The sequence below is a fragment of the Nonomuraea sp. NPDC049421 genome (genome assembly GCF_040677005.1).
Lineage (GTDB): Bacteria > Actinomycetota > Actinomycetes > Streptosporangiales > Streptosporangiaceae > Nonomuraea > Nonomuraea salmonea.
This window is the reverse complement of sequence record NZ_JBFAQA010000022.1, coordinates 1-16,830: the sequence shown is the minus strand read 5'-3', so window position 1 is coordinate 16,830 and position 16,830 is coordinate 1. Positions and strand designations below refer to the sequence as shown.

The 16,830-nt window shown below is 72.7% G+C and carries 16 protein-coding genes; 13 read left to right on the top strand and 3 right to left on the bottom strand.

The features are described from left to right. The first annotated feature begins 17 nt into the window (after positions 1-17). The 7 genes from AB0K18_RS32005 to AB0K18_RS31975 all read left to right on the top strand — a co-directional run bounded on the left by AB0K18_RS32005 (position 18) and on the right by AB0K18_RS31975 (position 6,119). Positions 18-704 carry a response regulator gene (locus tag AB0K18_RS32005; RefSeq protein WP_364921725.1) on the top strand — a complete coding sequence of 229 codons (687 nt, stop codon included), beginning with the start codon at positions 18-20 and terminating at the stop codon, positions 702-704. A 26-nt stretch (positions 705-730) separates the two neighbouring features. Next, the gene (locus AB0K18_RS32000; RefSeq protein ID WP_364921722.1) at positions 731-1,531 is read left to right on the top strand and encodes a glutamate ABC transporter substrate-binding protein; all 801 of its coding nucleotides are present in this window, start codon (positions 731-733) and stop codon (positions 1,529-1,531) included. A gap of 82 nt (positions 1,532-1,613) precedes the next feature. After that, positions 1,614-2,357, top strand: coding sequence for an amino acid ABC transporter ATP-binding protein (locus AB0K18_RS31995; RefSeq protein ID WP_364921720.1), 744 nt, complete (start codon positions 1,614-1,616; stop codon positions 2,355-2,357). A gap of 9 nt (positions 2,358-2,366) precedes the next feature. Further along, positions 2,367-3,206, top strand: a complete 840-nt coding sequence (locus tag AB0K18_RS31990) for a glutamate ABC transporter substrate-binding protein (RefSeq protein ID WP_364921718.1) — start codon at positions 2,367-2,369, stop codon at positions 3,204-3,206. Between the two features lie 6 nt (positions 3,207-3,212). Continuing rightward, entirely contained in the window at positions 3,213-3,881 is a 669-nt protein-coding gene (locus tag AB0K18_RS31985; protein ID WP_364572277.1) for an amino acid ABC transporter permease, read from the top strand. Continuing rightward, the gene (locus AB0K18_RS31980; protein WP_364921715.1) at positions 3,878-4,687 is read left to right on the top strand and encodes an amino acid ABC transporter permease; all 810 of its coding nucleotides are present in this window, start codon (positions 3,878-3,880) and stop codon (positions 4,685-4,687) included. The genes AB0K18_RS31985 and AB0K18_RS31980 overlap by 4 nt, the downstream gene beginning before the upstream one ends. A 70-nt stretch (positions 4,688-4,757) precedes the next feature. Next, positions 4,758-6,119 (top strand): amidase, encoded by a 1,362-nt coding sequence (locus tag AB0K18_RS31975; RefSeq protein WP_364921712.1) that lies wholly within the window; start codon positions 4,758-4,760, stop codon positions 6,117-6,119. A gap of 11 nt (positions 6,120-6,130) precedes the next feature. Here the strand turns inward: AB0K18_RS31975 and AB0K18_RS31970 are convergent, their stop codons facing one another. After that, positions 6,131-8,227, bottom strand: coding sequence for an AAA family ATPase (locus tag AB0K18_RS31970; protein ID WP_364921710.1), 2,097 nt, complete (start codon positions 8,225-8,227; stop codon positions 6,131-6,133). A gap of 405 nt (positions 8,228-8,632) precedes the next feature. Here AB0K18_RS31970 and AB0K18_RS31965 point away from each other — a divergent pair, with 405 nt between their 5' ends. From AB0K18_RS31965 to AB0K18_RS31955, 3 genes are read left to right on the top strand one after another with little or no spacing between them, the layout of a single operon-like run. Beyond that, a complete protein-coding gene (locus AB0K18_RS31965) occupies positions 8,633-9,709 on the top strand; it encodes a dihydrodipicolinate reductase (protein ID WP_364921707.1) in 1,077 nt (358 codons plus the stop codon). After that, entirely contained in the window at positions 9,706-10,224 is a 519-nt protein-coding gene (locus AB0K18_RS31960) for a carboxymuconolactone decarboxylase family protein (protein WP_364921704.1), read from the top strand. Before AB0K18_RS31965 ends, AB0K18_RS31960 begins: the two co-directional genes overlap by 4 nt. Beyond that, complete coding sequence (locus tag AB0K18_RS31955) at positions 10,221-11,807, top strand: GMC oxidoreductase (RefSeq protein ID WP_364921701.1); 1,587 nt, start codon at positions 10,221-10,223, stop codon at positions 11,805-11,807. Before AB0K18_RS31960 ends, AB0K18_RS31955 begins: the two co-directional genes overlap by 4 nt. 8 nt (positions 11,808-11,815) lie before the next feature. Here the strand turns inward: AB0K18_RS31955 and AB0K18_RS31950 are convergent, their stop codons facing one another. Both AB0K18_RS31950 and AB0K18_RS31945 read right to left on the bottom strand, forming a co-directional pair. Next, the gene (locus AB0K18_RS31950; protein WP_364921699.1) at positions 11,816-12,031 is read right to left on the bottom strand and encodes a hypothetical protein; all 216 of its coding nucleotides are present in this window, start codon (positions 12,029-12,031) and stop codon (positions 11,816-11,818) included. A gap of 225 nt (positions 12,032-12,256) precedes the next feature. Beyond that, positions 12,257-12,598, bottom strand: a complete 342-nt coding sequence (locus AB0K18_RS31945) for an SDR family oxidoreductase (RefSeq protein ID WP_364921696.1) — start codon at positions 12,596-12,598, stop codon at positions 12,257-12,259. Positions 12,599-12,840: 242 nt separating this feature from the next. Here AB0K18_RS31945 and AB0K18_RS31940 point away from each other — a divergent pair, with 242 nt between their 5' ends. The 3 genes from AB0K18_RS31940 to AB0K18_RS31930 all read left to right on the top strand — a co-directional run bounded on the left by AB0K18_RS31940 (position 12,841) and on the right by AB0K18_RS31930 (position 16,676). Next, complete coding sequence (locus AB0K18_RS31940) at positions 12,841-14,262, top strand: tetratricopeptide repeat protein (RefSeq protein WP_364921694.1); 1,422 nt, start codon at positions 12,841-12,843, stop codon at positions 14,260-14,262. A gap of 10 nt (positions 14,263-14,272) precedes the next feature. Then, positions 14,273-15,097, top strand: coding sequence for a PIG-L family deacetylase (locus AB0K18_RS31935; RefSeq protein ID WP_364921692.1), 825 nt, complete (start codon positions 14,273-14,275; stop codon positions 15,095-15,097). A gap of 157 nt (positions 15,098-15,254) precedes the next feature. Next, the gene (locus tag AB0K18_RS31930; RefSeq protein ID WP_364921690.1) at positions 15,255-16,676 is read left to right on the top strand and encodes a PQQ-dependent sugar dehydrogenase; all 1,422 of its coding nucleotides are present in this window, start codon (positions 15,255-15,257) and stop codon (positions 16,674-16,676) included. Positions 16,677-16,830: the final 154 nt, after the last annotated feature.

Sequence of the window (16,830 nt, the reverse complement as noted above, 5' to 3'; positions counted from 1 at the left end):
TGACGAGGAGCGTGGCGATGCCTGAGCTCAGGGACATCACCGTTCTCATCGTGGACGACGATCCCGTCGTCACTGCCGCGCTGCACGCCCAGGTGAACAGGGTGCTCGGGTTCAGGGTCGTGGGCATCGCCCACACCGGCCACGCCGCCCTGGCCGCCGCCGCCCGCTTCGCGCCGCGGCTCGTCCTGCTCGATCTGCACCTTCCGGATATGCCCGGCTTAGAGGTGGCGCATCGCCTGCGCCGGCCCGAGCAGCCGCCCGCCGACGTCATCGTCGTCTCGGGCCGCAAGGAGTCGGCCACCGTACGCGCGGCGATCCAGCGCGGCGCCCTCTACTACCTGGTCAAACCCACCAGGGCGGGCACCCTGGAGCAGACCCTGCTGCGCTACGCCGCCACCGTCGAGCAGCTGGAGTCGGGCGGCCGCTTCGCCGAGCAGCAGGAGATCGACCGCGTCTTCCGCTCGATGCACCTCGACCCGGCCTCCCGCCCGAAGAGCATCTCGGCGGCGACCGAGCAGGCGGTGCTGGACGCGCTGTCGGAGGTCGAGGAGGACGCCTCCGCGCACGAGCTGGCCGGCATGATCGGGGTCAGCAGGGCCACCGCCCGCCGCTACCTGGAACACCTGGCCGACCGCGGGCTGGTCGAGGGCCGGCCGCGCTACGGCCCGACGGGACGGCCGCAGCACCGGTACCGCGTCCGATGAGAGGACTGCGCGCCTTACTCGCGGCGATGCTCCTCTGCGTGGCGACGGCGGGCTGCGGCGAGCCCGGCCCGTTCCCCGAGGACTCGACGATGGCGCGCATCAGGGAGCGCGGCGTGCTCACCGTGGGCACCAAGTTCGACCAGCCGATGTTCGGCTACAAGGACCCGGTCAGCGGGCGCATCACCGGGTTCGACGCGGAGATCGCCCGGCTCATCGCCAAGGACCTGACGGGCAGCGAGCGCAACATCCGGTTCGTGGAGACCGTCTCACGCGAGCGGGAGAACTTCATCACCCAGGGCCTGGTGGACCTGGTGGTGGCGACGTACTCGATCACGCCGGCGCGGGCGACGCTGGTGTCGTTCACCGACCCGTACTACTACGCCGGGCAGGACCTGCTGGTCAGGGCCGGCGACATGACGATCAACCAGGTCTCCGACCTGAAGGGCAAGACCGTCTGCACGGCCAAGGGCTCGACGTCGGTCGACCGGCTGCGCTCCACCGTGCCGGAGGCGGACCTGGAGATCGTGGACGCGTACAGCATCTGCGTGCCCGCCCTGGTGTCGGGGCGGGTGGACGCGATCAGCACCGACGACACGATCCTGCTCGGGCTGCTGGCCCAGCATCCCGACACGCTGCGGATGGTCGGCAAGCCGTTCGGGCGCGAGCCGTACGGGATCGGCATCCGCAAGCAGGACGCGGCCTTCCGCGACTACCTGAACGGGCTGATCGCGCGCTGGCTGCGCGACGGGCAGTGGGACCGCGCCTTCATGGCCACGATCGGGGTCACCGGCACGACCTCGGCGTCGTCCCGACCGGCGAACCGTTGAACTAAACGATCATAAGCCGCTTCGCGGCACGTCCCGCTCCTTACGGTTACGCCAACGCTGACCGAGACAAGGAGCGTGACGCATGAGCCACGCGGACCTGATCGTGTTGGACCGGGTCAACAAACGCTTCGGCGACCACCACGTGCTCAGGGACGTCGACCTGACCGTGCAGCAGGGCGAGGTCGTGGTGGTCATCGGCCCGTCAGGGGCGGGCAAGTCGACCCTGTGCCGGGCGATCAACCGGCTGGAGACCATCGACTCCGGCACGATCACCCTCGACGGCACCCCGCTGCCCGCCGAGGGCAAGGCGCTGGCCAGGCTGCGGGCCGAGGTCGGCATGGTGTTCCAGTCGTTCAACCTCTTCGCGCACAAGACCGTCCTGGACAACGTCGTCCTCGGTCAGGTGCACGTGCTGAAGCGGCCGAAGGCGGAGGCCGTGCGCAAGGCCCGCGAGCTGCTCGACCGGGTCGGCATCGGCTCCCAGGCGGACAAGTACCCGGCGCAGCTGTCCGGCGGGCAGCAGCAGCGGGTCGCGATCGCCCGGGCGCTGGCCATGGATCCGAAGGCGATCCTGTTCGACGAGCCCACCTCGGCGCTCGACCCGGAGATGGTCAACGAGGTGCTGGAGGTCATGACGGCGCTGGCCCGCGAGGGCATGACCATGGTCGTCGTCACCCACGAGATGGGCTTCGCCCGCCGCGCCGCCGACCGGGTCGTGTTCATGGCGGACGGCCAGATCGTCGAGCAGGACTCCCCCGCCGCCTTCTTCGGCGCGCCCAGCAGCGACCGCGCCCAGTCCTTCCTCGCCAAGATCCTCACCCACTAAGGAGTCGTCATGTTCGGCAGATCCCTTCTCACGGTGTTCGTCCCGGTGGTCGCCGTCGTCGCCGCCGCCTCCGGGTGCGGTGGCGGCTCCGAGACCTACGCCTCCGTCGTGGACAAGGCCAAGAACGACAAGAAGCTGGTCATCGGCGTGAAGGCGGACCAGCCCGGGCTCGGGCTGCGCACCCCCGACGGCGCCTTCACCGGCTTCGACATCGAGGTCGCCAAGTACGTCGCCAGGCAGCTCGGCGTCGAGGAGAAGGACATCACGTTCAAGGAGACCGTCTCGGCCAACCGGGAGGCCTTCCTGGAGCAGGGCCAGGTCGACATGGTCGTGGCCACGTACTCGATCACCGACGCCCGCAAGCAGAAGGTCTCCTTCGCCGGGCCGTACTTCGTGGCCGGGCAGGACCTGCTGGTCAGGTCCGACGAGGGCGCGCTGACCGGGCCTGAGACGCTCAACGGCAAGAAGCTCTGCTCGGTCGCCGGCTCGACCCCGGCGCAGAAGGTCAAGGAGGAGTACGCCAAGGAGGTGCAGCTGCAGGAGGAGCGCACGTACTCGGCGTGCGTGGACCGGGTGCTCGGCGGCCAGCTCGACGCGATCACCACCGACAACGTCATCCTGGCCGGCTACGCCGCGCAGCACACCGGCAAGCTCAAGGTCGTCGGCAAGCCGTTCAGCACCGAGAAGTACGGCATCGGCCTGAAGAAGGACGACACCGCGGGCCGCAAGGCGGTCAACGACGCGCTGGAGAAGATGTTCTCCGACGGCAGCTGGACCCAGGCGCTGCAGGCCAGCGTGGGCGCCTCCGGGTTCGCCGTGCCGCAGGCCCCGCAGCTCGAGCGGTACTGAGGCCCGATGGACGCGTTGCTGACCGAGGGCGGCACGATCGTCGCCGCCTTCTGGATGACGGTGCGGCTGACGGCGGTCAGCGCGCTCGGCTCGCTGGTGCTGGGCACGCTGCTGGCCGCCATGCGGGTGGCGCCGCTCGGCTCGCTGCGCGCCGCCGCCACCGCGTACGTGACCGTGGCCCGCAACACCCCGCTCACCCTCGTGCTGCTCTTCACCGGCCTCGGGGTGGGCGCGAACCTGGGCCTTGAGCTGTCCGACGACATCGCCACCAACAACTTCTGGCTCGCCGTCATCGGGCTGACAGCCTACACCTCGGCGTTCGTCTGCGAGGCGCTGCGCTCCGGGCTCAACACGGTGCCGGTCGGCCAGGCGGAGGCGGCCCGCTCGCTGGGGCTCGGCTTCGTCAGGACACTGGCGCTGATCACGCTGCCGCAGGCGTTCCGCGCGGTGGTGGCGCCGCTCGGCAGCATCCTCATCGCGCTCACCAAGAACACCACGATCGCGCTGGTGGTGGGCGTCGCCGAGGCGTCGGTGCGGATGCGCGAGCTGATCGAGACGTACGGGGACCAGGTGATCGAGATCTTCCTCGGCTTCGCGGCCGGGTTCGTGCTGCTCTGCCTGCCGATGGGGTTGTTGTTCGGCTGGTTGTCGCGGCGGCTGGCGGTGGCCCGATGAGCGCGTACACCACGCTCTACGAGACTCCCGGCCCGCGCGGCGTGCGGCGCAACCGGATGCTGACCGGTGTCGTCGCGCTGGCGCTGCTGGCCGTGGCCGCCTTCGTGTACGTCCGGTTCGACGCCAAGGACCAGTGGGCCGCCGAGAAGTGGACGCCGCTGCTGCGCGCCGACGTGTGGGCCACGTTCATCCTGCCGGGGCTGGCCGGCACGCTGTCGGCGGCGGTCGTCGGCGTGGTGCTGGCCGGGCTGTTCGGGCTGGTCTTCGCCACCGCGCGGCTGTCGGAGCACACGTGGGTGCGGGTGCCGGCGGCGGTGGTGGTGGAGTTCTTCAGGTCCGTGCCGCTGCTGCTGCTGATCTTCTTCGCGTTCTTCGGCTCGTACGTGCTCATCGGCGTCAACATCTCGGCCTTCGCCGCCGTCGTGTTCGGCCTCACCCTCTACAACGGCTCGGTGATCGCCGAGATCGTCCGCGCCGGGGTGCTGAGCCTGCCCAAGGGGCAGCGGGAGGCGGCGTACGCGGTGGGCATGCGCAAGGGGCAGGTGATGCGGCTCGTGCTGCTGCCCCAGGCGCTCAAGGCCATGATGCCCGCGCTGGTCAGCCAGTTCGTGGTGCTGCTGAAGGACTCGGCGCTGGGGCTGATCGTGGGCTACGACGAGCTGGTGGACCGGGGCCTGAACGGCATCGCGGCGAACTTCTCCAACGTGATCCCGGCGGCCATCCTCATCGCGGCCATCTTCATCGTCATCAACATGGCGCTTGACCGGCTGGCGCAGCGGCTCGGCGCACGCGCCAGGACCGCCTGACCGGGGGCCACGGGGGCGAGGCCCGTGGGGAGGGTCGATGGGGACGGCATGAAATGTGTAGAAAGATGCCATGCCTATTCCCCCCGGCCCGTTCACCGGGCGCACCCTCGCCCAGCTCGCCCAGGACCTGCGCGACCGCCGTACCACCTCGACCGACCTCACCGAGCAGGCGCTCGGCGCCGCCGCCGCGCTCGATCCCGGGCTGAACGCGTTCGTCACCGTGGACGGGACCGGCGCCCTGGAGGCGGCCAAGGCGGCGGACGCCGAGCTGGCGGCGGGGCTCGACCGGGGGCCGCTGCACGGCGTACCGGTGGGGGTCAAGGACCTCATCGAGGTGGCCGGGCTGCCCGCGACCATGGGCTCGCGGCACTTCGCCGGGTACGTCCCCTCCCGGGACGCCGCCTGCGTGGCGCGGCTGCGGGAGGCCGGGGCGGTGATCGTGGGCAAGACGACCACCCACGAGTTCGCGTACGGGCCGACCGGCGACCGCTCCGCCAACGGGGCCTCGCGCAACCCGCACGACCCCTCGCGCATGTCGGGCGGCTCCAGCGGCGGCAGCGGCGCCGCCGTCGGCGCGGGCCTCGTGCCCTTGGCTCTGGGCACCGACACGGGCGGGTCCGTCCGCATCCCGGCCGCTCTGTGCGGGGTCGCCGGGTTCAAGCCCGCGTACGACGCCATCCCGGCGGACGGGGTCTTCCCGCTGTCGCGCTCCCTCGACCACGTGGGCGTGCTGGCCGGCGACCCGGAGAGCTGCCTGATCGCCTACCTCGCCCTGACCGGCGCCGACGCGCCCGCTCCGGTGGCGCCGGCCCGGGTGGCGTGGCTGGACGCGAGCGACCTGTTCGAGGGCGATCCCGAGGTGGTGGCGGCGGTCCGCGCGGCGGCGCGGGCAGTGGCACAGGCGGAGGCCGGAGCGGCGGAAACGGCGGCGGGTGAGCCGGCCGAGGTGCGGCTTCCTGGCGGGTTCGCCGAGGAGGTGCTGCGGACGTACCGGGCGATCCAGTCGTGCGAGGCGGTCGCCGTGCACGCGGACCGGATGGAGACGGCGCCCGAGCTGTTCGGCGAGGAGGTGCTGGAACGGCTGCGCGGCGCCGCGCAGGTGCCCGGATGGAGCTACGTGCGGGCCCTGGAGTCCAGGGAACGGCTGGCGGCGGCCGCGGACGGGCTGTTCGCGCGGCACGACGTGCTCGCGCTGCCCACGGCGGCGGTCACCGCCCCGCTCGTCGACGAGCGCGAGGTGACGCCGGCGGGGCGGCCCGTGCCCGTCGGGGTCGCGCTGCTCTCCCTGACCTGCCCGTGGAACGTGCTTGGCCTGCCCGCCCTGACCGTCCCGGCCGGCACGGTCGCCGGCCTCCCGGTCGGCCTCCAGCTCCTCTGCCGCCCCGGCGACGAGCCCCTGCTCTTCGCGACGGCGAGCCGCCTGCGGGCCTGACCGCGAGGGGGTCAGCGGTGGGCGGTGCCGGAGTCGATGGCCTGGACGATGCCGGTGTCGAGGCCGGTGTCGTAGCCCGTGCGGAACGCCGTCCCGTACGCCTGGTCGCCGATCGCCGCGCGGGCCTGCCGCTCGCAGCGCGTACGGGCCTCCACCCACTCGTGGATGCCGATCTGGGCCCGCCCGATCGTGTCCCACACCTGCTGGGCGAGACCCAGCAGGCGGGCGGCCGGCTCACCCTGCCCTGACGCGGCCGCGGCGCAGGCCAGCACGTCGAGCGCGAGCGCGATGCCGATGCTGTCGTGCAGCCGGTGCTTCAGCTCCAGGGACGCGCGGGCGTACCGCTGGGCCGGCTCGTAGCGGCCGAGGGTCAGCTCGGCCTGGGCGCGGAAGAGGTCCGCGTAGGCGCGCATCCAGCGTTCGCCGTGCTCGTCGCACTCGGCGCACAGCTCCTCCAGCGCCCTGATCGCGTCCTCGATGCGGCCCTGCGCGGTGTGCACGTGGCACTGCCCGAGCCTGGCCAGCATCGTCGGCAGGTCCAGCCCCTGCTCCGGCCGGTGCACCGCCACGAGGCTGTCGGCCAGCGCGAGGGCGAGCGGGAGGTCGCCCCTGATGGTGGCCGCGGCCATCACCATGGCCTGCGCGGCGAGCGCGGCCGGGGCGTCGCCGAGCTCCTCGGCGACCCCGGCGCACTCGGTGGCCCACGCCATGCCGGCGTCGGCGTCGCCCTGCACGATGAGGGTCAGGGCGCACACCCACAGGGCGCGGCTGCGTACGGCGCTCGGCTCGGTGTCGAGCTCCAGCGCGCGCTCCAGGTAGTGCTGGCCCTCGCGCAGGAAACCGCACGGGTACCAGAAGAACCACAGGGCGGCGGCCAGCTCCAGCGCGCCGTGGTCGCCGGGGGTGGACAGGCTGAAGTCGAGGGCGATGCGCAGGTTCTCGTGCTCGGCGGTCGTGCGGTCGTTCCAGGAGACCTGGTCGGGGCCGAACCAGGCGGCGTCGCCCTGGCGGGCCATCGCCAGGTAGTGGTCGCGGTGGCGGCGGCGCAGCTCGTCCTGCTCGCCGAGGGCGCGCAGCCAGCCGGCGCCGTACTCGCGGATCGTGTCCAGCATCCGGTAGCGCTCGCCGCCGCCCGTGGGGGCCCAGATGAGGATCGACTTGTCCACCAGGCCCGCCAGCAGGCAGGGGATGGCGTCGGCGGGCAGCAGCCGGTCCGCGCACACCTCGATCACCGCCCGGTCGTCGAAGCTGCCCGCGAACACCGAGGCCCGCGCCCACAGCAGCCGCTCCCCCGGGTCGCACAGCTGGTGGCTCCACCCGATCGCGGTGCGCAGCGCCCGGTGCCAGGGCGGGTCGGCTCCCGGCAGATCGTCGTCGGCGTCGCCCAGCAGCGCGAAGCGGTCGTCGAGCCGCTCGCACAGCTCGGCGACGCCCAGCCTGGGGAGCCGGGCCGCGGCCAGCTCGATCGCCAGGGGCAGGCCCTCCAGGTGGCGGCAGATGCGTACGAGCCGGTGGCGGTTGCCGTCCGTCACCTCGAAGCCGGGGACGACGGCGGCGGCCCGCTCGGCGAGCAGCTTCACCGCCTCCTGCGGGCCTTCGCCGCGCGCGTCGGGCACGGGCAGCGGCTCGATGATGAGCGCCTGCTCGTCGGGGACGTCCAGCGGGCGGCGGCTGGTGGCGAGGATCGTCAGCCGGGGCGCGGCGTCCAGCAGCGCGCGTGCGGTCCGCGCGCAGTCGTCGATGAGATGCTCGCAGGTGTCGAGGACCAGGAGGAGGTGGCGGTCGGCGAGATACTCGCTGAGCACCTCCATCATCGGCCGTGTCGTCCGGTCCGCCAGGGGCAGCGCCTCCGCGATCGTGTACGGCAGCAGCGCGCCCTGGTCGAGCGCCGACAGCGGGATGTACCAGGCGCCGTCCGCGTACCCCGGCCGCATGCGGGCGGCGGCCCTGAGCGCCAGCCTGGTCTTGCCGACGCCCGCGGCGCCGGTCAGCGTCACCATGCGGAACTCACGGCACAGCCGTCGGATCCTGGCCAGCTCGCCGCGCCGGCCCACCAGGCTGGTCATCTCCGGCGGCAGATTGCCGGCCGGCCGCCCACCCATCGTCATCAACCTCACCCGTCCGGCTCGCTCCGCCGCATTCGGTGACAGCAGCTTGCCGGACCCGCAGTGCATCCGCCACGAAAAGTGAGAAAGTGACTACCCACCAGCTCCACCACCGCCACCCCCGCAAACCCCCACCACTCCCCCACTCAACCAAGGACAAGAACCCCAGCCCTCCCCCTTCGCACAACCCGGACACCCGTCCAACCGCACGCGCCACCCCTCAGCCCTTCCTCGCAGAGCGCCGGACGGTGGGCGGGGCTCACTCCCGGCGGCGTCCCTCAGCGCCAGTGCCGCCGCACACAGCACTGCCGCAACGCCTCATAAGCGGGGCTGATCGGGGTGGGTTTCGGTCAGGGGGTGCGAGGGTGGGAGCTATACACGCAACCAAGCGCTTGCTACGCTCCGCCCATGGTGTCCACGATCGTCTGGGGTACCGGCAACATCGGGCGCGCCGCCATTCGCGCCGTCGCCGCTCATCCCGCGCTCACGCTGGCCGCCGTCCTCGTTCACGATCCGGGCAAGGCCGGGCGGGACGCGGGCGAGCTGGCCGGGCTCGGCCGCCGCCTCGGCGTCGCGGCCACCACCGACGTCGACGCGGTGCTCGGCGCGGCCCCCCGGGCCGTCGTGTACGCCGCCTCCGGCGACCTGCGTCCGAATGAGGCCCTGGAGGACGTGGTCAAGGCGGTCAGGGCGGGCGCCGTGGTCGTGACCCCGTCCCTGTACGCCCTCTACGACCACCGCAACGCCCCGCCCGAGGTCCGCGAGCCCCTGCTGAAGGCGGTGGCCGAGGGCGGCGGGTCGCTGTTCGCCTCGGGCGTGGATCCCGGCTGGGCCAACGACGTGCTGCCGCTGCTGGTCAGCGGCCTGGCCGCGACCGTGGAGACCGTACGCTGCCAGGAGATCTTCGACTACTCCACCTATGACCAGCCGGACTCGGTCCGCTACCTGGTCGGCATGGGCCAGCCGATGGACTACGAGCCCCCGATGCTGGCGCAAGGCGTCCCGTCGATGGTGTGGGGCGGCCAGATCAGGCTGATGGCCCGCGCGCTGGGCGCCGAGCTCGACGAACTCCGCGAGCACGTCGAACGCCGCCCGCTCGACGAGACGATCACGACGGCCACGATGGGCACGTTCGAGAAGGGCACGCAGGGCGCGGCCAGATTCGAGGTGCAGGGCGTGGTCGGCGGCGCGCCACGCATCGTGATCGAGCACGTCACCCGCATCCACCCGGCGTGCGCCCCCGACTGGCCGGTCCCGCCGGGCGGCGTGGGCGCGCACCGCGTGATCGTCGAGGGCCGCCCGCGCATCGAGGTCACGCTGGAGGCCACCGACGAGGACGGCAACCAGTCGGCGGGCGGCAACGCGACCGCCGTGGGCCGCCTGGTGGGCGCCATCGACTGGCTCGTGGCCGCCGCCCCCGGCCTGTACGACGCGCTCGACGTCCCGCTACGCCCGGTCCCCGGCAAGCTCGGAGGTACGCGATGAGGATCGACATCCCGGCGGGCAAGGACGCCATCGAGTACGTCTGGGGCGAGATGATCCCCGGCATCGGCCCCGCCGCCGCCCGCTTCTCGCTGGCCGTCTACGCCCACACCACGCTCGGCCTGCGCGAGTTCGAGGCGGCCAGGCTGCGGGTCGCCCAGATCAACGGCTGCGCGTTCTGCCTGGACTGGCGGACCGAGCGGGACGGCGAGAAGGTCGAGGACGACTTCGCCGACGCGGTGACGAACTGGCGCACCACCACGGCCTTCGACGAGCGCACCCGCCTGGCCGCCGAGTACGCCGAGCGCTACGCCCTCGACCCCCACGGCCTGGACGAGGAGTTCTGGGCCAGGATGACGGCGAGCTACGGCCAGGCGGAGATCGTCGAGCTGAGCATGTGCCTCGGCTCCTGGCTGGCGTTCGGCCGGCTCAACCACGTTCTGGGCCTGGACACCGTCTGCCGGCTGCCCGGCGGCGCGTCGCCCGCCCACCGGCCGGAAGCGAGGCAGGCACCATGAGCATCACCCGTCGCGGCTTCATCGCCGGCACCGGCTCCCTGGTCGGAGCCGCCGCACTCGGCGTCCACGCCTCGCCGGCCCGCGCGATCCCCTCCGGCGCGCGGGTCCAGGTCCTGGTCATCGGCACCGGCTATGGTGGCTCGGTGGCCGCGCTGCGCCTGGCCCAGGCGGGCGTGGACGTCCACATGGTGGAGATGGGCATGGCCTGGGACACGCCGGGCACCGACGGCAAGATCTTCTGCAACACGCGGGAGCCGGACTACCGCTCGTACTGGCTGCGCACGCGCACCAAGGCCCCGCTCAACTACTTCCTCGGCTTCCCGCTCGACCGCGCCATCCCGAAGCACACCGGCGTGCTGGACGCCGAGGAGTTCGCCGGCATCACCGTCTACCAGGGCCGCGGCGTCGGCGGCGGCTCGCTGGTGAACGGCGGCATGGCGGTCACCCCCAGGCGCGAGAACTTCGCCTCTGTGCTGCCCACGGTGAACGCCGGCGAGATGTACTCCGTCTACTACCCGCGCGCCAACGCCGCGCTCGGCGTGGGCACGATCGACCCGGCCTGGTTCGACACCACGCCCGCCTACCAGTACGGCCGGGTGGGCCGCAAGCACGCCCAGCGCTCCGGCTTCCCGTTCGTGTTCGTGCCGGACGTCTACGACTGGGACTACATGAAGCAGGAGGAGGCGGGCACGGTGCCGAAGTCGGCGCTGGCCGGCGAGATCCTCTACGGCAACAACCACGGCAAGAAGTCGCTGCAGCGCACGTACCTGGCGCAGGCCAAGGCCACGGGACGGGTCACGGTGTCGCCGCTGCACCAGGTCACCTCGGTCGCCCCGGCGCCCGGCGGCGGCTACACGGTGCTCATCGACCAGCTCGACACGAGCGGGAACGTGGTGGCGGCCAAGACCGTGACCGCCACCCGGGTGTTCTTCGCGGCCGGCAGCGTCGGCACGAGCAAGCTGCTGGTCAGGCTGAAGGCGACCGGCGCGCTGCCGGCCCTGAACGGCGAGGTCGGCAAGGGCTGGGGCGACAACGGCAACGTCATGTGCGGCCGGGCCAACCACTTGTGGGACCCGACCGGCAGCCTGCAGTCGGCGATCCCGTGCTGCGGCATCGACAACTGGTCGGCCGGGGGCGCGTTCGCCGAGGTCGCGCCGCTGCCGACCGGCATCGAGACGTGGGCCTCCTTCTACCTGTCGATCACGAACAACCCGCATCGGGCGCAGTTCACCTGGAACGCGGCGGCCGGGAAGGTCGAGCTGAGCTGGCAGGCCGCCTGGAAGCAGCCGTCCATCGACATGGCGAAGACGATCTTCGACAAGATCAACGCCAAGGAGGGCACGATCTACCGGACGGACCTGTTCGGCGTCTACAAGATCTGGGGCGACCACCTCACGTACCACCCGCTGGGCGGCGCCGTGCTCGGCCGCGCCACCGACAACTACGGCCGCCTGACCGCCTACCCCGGCCTGTACGTCATCGACGGCGCGCTCATCCCCGGCAACACGACGGTCAACCCGTTCGTCACCATCACGGCCCTCGCCGAACGCAACATCGAGCACATCATCGCCACCGACCTCTGATCCACACGTCAGCTCGACCAGTCCACGATGCGGGCGTCGGCGCGGAAGCGGAGCGCCGGATCGGCGTAGCGGGCCTCGCGGACGGCGTACAGGGCGGCGTACAGGGCGTCCACGCCGGCCCGCTGCAGGTCGTAACCGGCGGCCATCGCCGAACGCAGCAGGTCGCGCAGCCGGCGCAGGTCGGCCTCGCGCCCGGCGCCCGGCCGGTGTGATCGCCCCGCCATGCCTGCGGACGTTACGGACGGCCCGTTTCCGTGCCATTCCCGAACCGTTTCCGGCGCGTAACCCGCGACGCGACAGGCCGCCGCTCCCATACCGCCTCCCCTTCCCGCTGTCTTGCGGCAGGACGGTAGGAAGGGGGTGTTGCGCGGCCATGACCACCGGACTCACCACCCCATGCGCCCGCCTACGCGGCCGAGCCGGACCCGCCGGTGCCAGCGGGCAGGTCCTCACCTCGGGTAGGCGCCGCCGTCCACGCTGATCACCTGGTCGGTGAGGTAGCCGTTGCGGAGGACGGCCATGGCGAGGTCGGCCACCTCCTCAGGCCGCCCGAAGCGGCCCACCGGCAACCGGCCAGGCTCGGCGCCGGCCGGGAGCATGGCGGTGTCCGCGATCAGGGCGGGCGCCACCGCGTTCACCGTCACCCCGTCCGCGGCCACCCGCGGCGCCAGGAAGTGCACCAGCCCGTGCAGCCCCGCCTTGGACGCCGCGTAGTGCGGCCCCACGATCCCGCCGGTGAACCCGGCCACCGACGACACGAACAGCACCCGCCCGAACCCCCGCGCCGCCATCCCCGGCGGCGACCGACTCCGCGACGAGTTGCCCCGCCTCGGCGGCGCGGCCTCCGTACGCGAAGACCGTGCGCACCCCCGCGGCGATCAGCCGGCGCCCGAGCGCCTGCCCGATGCCGCCGGACGCCCCCGTCAGCAGCGCCACCCGCCCGTCGAGCTCATCCATGATCCCTCCTCACTCCCTCCGTGATACCCCGCCACAGGTCCGTGCCCGTACGGAGTTCGCTGGTTACAGTGAGGCGGTGAGCCACGATCGGCACGGCCTGGCCATGACGGGCGCCAGCGCGGCGGCGGTACGCCACTACGACCGCGCGATCGACGAGCTGCTGCACTTCAGGGCCGAGGTCGACGCCGAGGCCGGCGCCGCCGTGGCCGAGTCACCCGGCTTCCCGATGGGGAACGTCCTGGTGGCCTACCTCGGGCTGCTGACCACCGAGGTGGAGGACGCGCGGACGGCGCGGGCCAGGTTCGGGGCGTTCCTGCGCAGGACCGAGGGCGCCGACCTGCTGCCCAGGGAGCGCGCGCACGTGGCGGCGGTGCTGGCGCTGCTCGACGGCGACTTCCTGGCCTGCGGCTCGCTGCTCGCCGAGCTGACCGCCGAGCATCCGCGTGACGCGCTGGCCCTCGCGGTCGGCCACCAGATCGACTTCTTCACCGGCGACGCCCGCATGCTGCGCGACCGCGTCGGCGGCGCGCTCAACGCCTGGCCGCGGGACGACCCGCACTTCGGTCACCTGCTCGGCATGTACGCCTTCGGGCTGGAGGAGTGCGGGCACCACGACAGGTCGGAGGAGGCAGGGCTGCGGGCGGTCGAGCTGAACCCGCGCGACGTGTGGGGCATCCACGCGGTGGTGCACACGTACGAGGAGCAGGGCAGGTTCGGCACGGGCCTGCGTTACCTCGACGCGCGGCTGCCCGACTGGTCCAGGGGGACGTTCTTCAACGTGCACACCTGGTGGCACTACTGCCTGTACGCGCTGGAGAGCGGCGACCTGCCGCGCGTGCTGTCGATCTACGACGCGGTGCTCGCCGACGGTCAGTCGTGCCTGGAGCTGCTCGACGCCGCCGCGCTGCTGTGGCGGCTCCACCTGGAGGGCTCCGACCAGCACGAACGCTGGCAGGCGCTGGCCGACCGGTGGCCGGCGCGGGTGGCCGAGCCGTTCTACGCGTTCAACGACATGCACGCGGTCATGTCGTACGTCGGCGCGGGGCGGATCGGCGAGGCGGACAAGCTGCTGGCCGAGCGCGAGGCGTACGTGACCAGGCCACGGCCAGGGGTCACCAACCACGGCATGACGTTGCGGGTGGGGCTGCCGGTGTGCCGGGCGATCGTGGCGTTCGGGCGCGGTGATCATGACGCGGTCGTGGACCTGCTGTGGCCGATCAGGCACCGGATCGCCGAGTTCGGCGGCAGCCACGCGCAGCGCGACGCCGTGCAGCGCACGCTGCTGGAGTCGGCCCTGCGCGCGGGGCGGCGCGACCTGGCCAGGGTGCTGGTGAGCGAGCGGATCAGCCTGCGGCCGTGCAGCCCGTACAACTGGCTCAAGCAGGCGGCGCTGGCCGACGCGGTCGGCGACGGCGCGGCGGCGGCCGTGGCGCGGGTGCGCGCGGCCGACCTGGCCCGCACCGGCGGAGCCGCCGGAACTGTCGGGCCCGTCGAGTAGGTTTCAAGTCATGGAACGCCAACTCACCCTGATGGTCGTGCACGCCCACCCCGACGACGAGTGTCTCAGCACCGGCGGCATCCTCGCCCGCTACTCGGAGGAGGGCATCCGCACGGTCCTCGTCACCTGCACCAACGGCGAGCAGGGCGACGGCGCGGGCGGCGTCAAGCCGGGCGACCCCGGCCACGACGACGCGGCGGTGGCCGTCCAGCGGCTCGGCGAGCTGCGCGAGTCGGTCGCCCACCTCGGCGTCGAGCACCTGGAGCTGCTGGGTTACCGCGACTCCGGCATGGAGGGGTGGGAGGCCAACGCCCATCCCGAGGCGTTCGCCAACGTGCCGCTGGAGACGTCCGCCGGGCGGCTGGCCGAGCTGATGGAGCACTACCGGCCGCAGGTCGTGGTGACCTACGACGAGACGGGCGGCGGTGGCTACGGCCATCCCGACCACGTGCGGGCCCACGACATCACGGTGGCCGCCGTCGAGCGCACCGGCATTCCCGACAAGCTCTATCACACGGCCATCCCCCGGGCCGCGATCAAGCGCATGTTCGAGCTGATGCGCGCCAACGGCGTCGACTTCGGCGACGAGCTGCCGTCCGACGACTTCGGCACCCCCGACGAGAAGGTGACCACCGTCGTCGACGTCACCGCCTACGCCGAGCGCAAGCTGAAGGCGCTGCGGGCGCACGAGAGCCAGGGGGAGAACATCTTCTTCCTGCGCATGCCGGAGGAGGCCCAGCAGCAGGCGTTCTCCCACGAGGCGTTCGAACGCGTCCTGTCCAAGGTCGACGCTCCGGCCCACGAAGACGACCTGTTCGCCGGGCTCCGTCCCTGACGGTTCCTGGCGGGTGGTGAAAGTTTCACCGATCTCCGGGGGTCGTCGCAGTTCGCCGGGCGGGGGCGGGCGTGGTGATGGTGATCGGGCTCTGGGCCGCCTACAGTGCTGACGAGTGCTGACAGACCCACCCGGACATCCGGTCAAGGAGCCCGTCATGCGAGCCCGCCTCATCCCGGTCCTGGTTCTCGCCCTGCTCGCCCTCGGCCTCGGGGCCCCGGCTTCGGCCGGTGCGCAGGAGTCCTCCGGCGCTCCGGCCGCCGGTGCGCGGGTTGCGGCGCAGGCAGGGTTCGACTTCTCGCGGGCGGAGGTGTCGGTCACGGGGCTGCAGGTGCCGTGGGCGATCGCGTTCCTGCCCGACGGCAGCGCGCTGGTGTCCGAGCGCGACACGGGCCGCATCATGCAGGTACGCCCTGGGCAGGCGCCATCGCCGGTGGCGACGATCAGCGGGGTGCGCGCGTCGGGTGAGAGCGGCCTGCTGGGCATCGCCGTCTCGCCGTCGTACGCGCAGGACGGCTGGGTCTACGCGTACTTCACCAGCACCGCCGGCGACAACCGCCTGGTCAGGCTGCGGCTGACGGCCCCGCAGACGCAGGAGGTGCTCTTCGCGGGGGTGCCGAGCGCGACGATCCACGACGGCGGCCGCATCGCGTTCGGCCCCGACGGCATGCTGTACGTCGCCACCGGCGACGCCGGCACCACCTCCAACGCCCAAAACCTGAACAGCCCGGCCGGCAAGATCCTGCGCATGACGCCGGAGGGCGGGGTGCCCTCCGGCAACCCGTTCCCCGGCTCGCGGGTGTGGAGCTACGGCCACCGCAACGTGCAGGGCCTGGCGTGGGACGAGGCGGGCCGGATGTACGCCTCCGAGTTCGGCCAGAACACCTGGGACGAGATCAACCGGATCGTCGCGGGCGGCAACTACGGCTGGCCGGTGTGCGAGGGCACCTGCGGCAACGGCTCCTACCGCGACCCGATCGTCACGTGGTCCACCGCCGAGTCGTCGCCCAGCGGCCTGGCGTACGCCGACGGCGCGCTCTACGCGGCGGCGCTGCGCGGCCAGCGGCTCTGGGCGATCCCGCTGACCGACGGCACGCCGGGCACCCCGGTGGCGCAGCTCCGCTCCTACGGCCGGCTGCGCGCGGTGGCGGCGGGCCCGGACGGTCACCTCTGGGTGTCGACCAGCAACCGCGACGGCCGCGGCACCCCGGTGGCCCAGGACGACCGCATCATCCGCGTCCCGCAGGCCACGGACGAGGGCGGCGGCCCCTCCGGCGCCTGCACGGCCACGGCCACCACCCAGACCCAGTGGAGCACCGGCTACGTCATCCAGCCGGTGACGGTCACCAACGGCAGCACGGCACCCCAGACCTCCTGGACCGTGACCTTCACCCTGCCGCCCGGCCACACGGTGACCGGCTCATGGAACGCGGCCCTGACCGTCTCCGGCCGGACCGTCACGGCCAGGAACACCACCCACAACGGCGCCCTGGCGGCGGGCCAGAGCACCACGTTCGGCTTCCAGGCCACCCGCCCGAGCGGCGACACCGGCCTCCCCACCGCCTACCAGTGCTCGTAACCCACCCGACGCGGCCCTGACCTGAGGCCCAGGGCCCAGGTCCGGACCACGCGGCGCGGGGGCGGGGCCCGGGCGCGGAGGGGCGGGCGCGGAGGTCCAGGCGCGGAGGGGCGGGCGCGGAGGTCCAGGCGCGGAGGGGCGGGCGCGGAGGTCC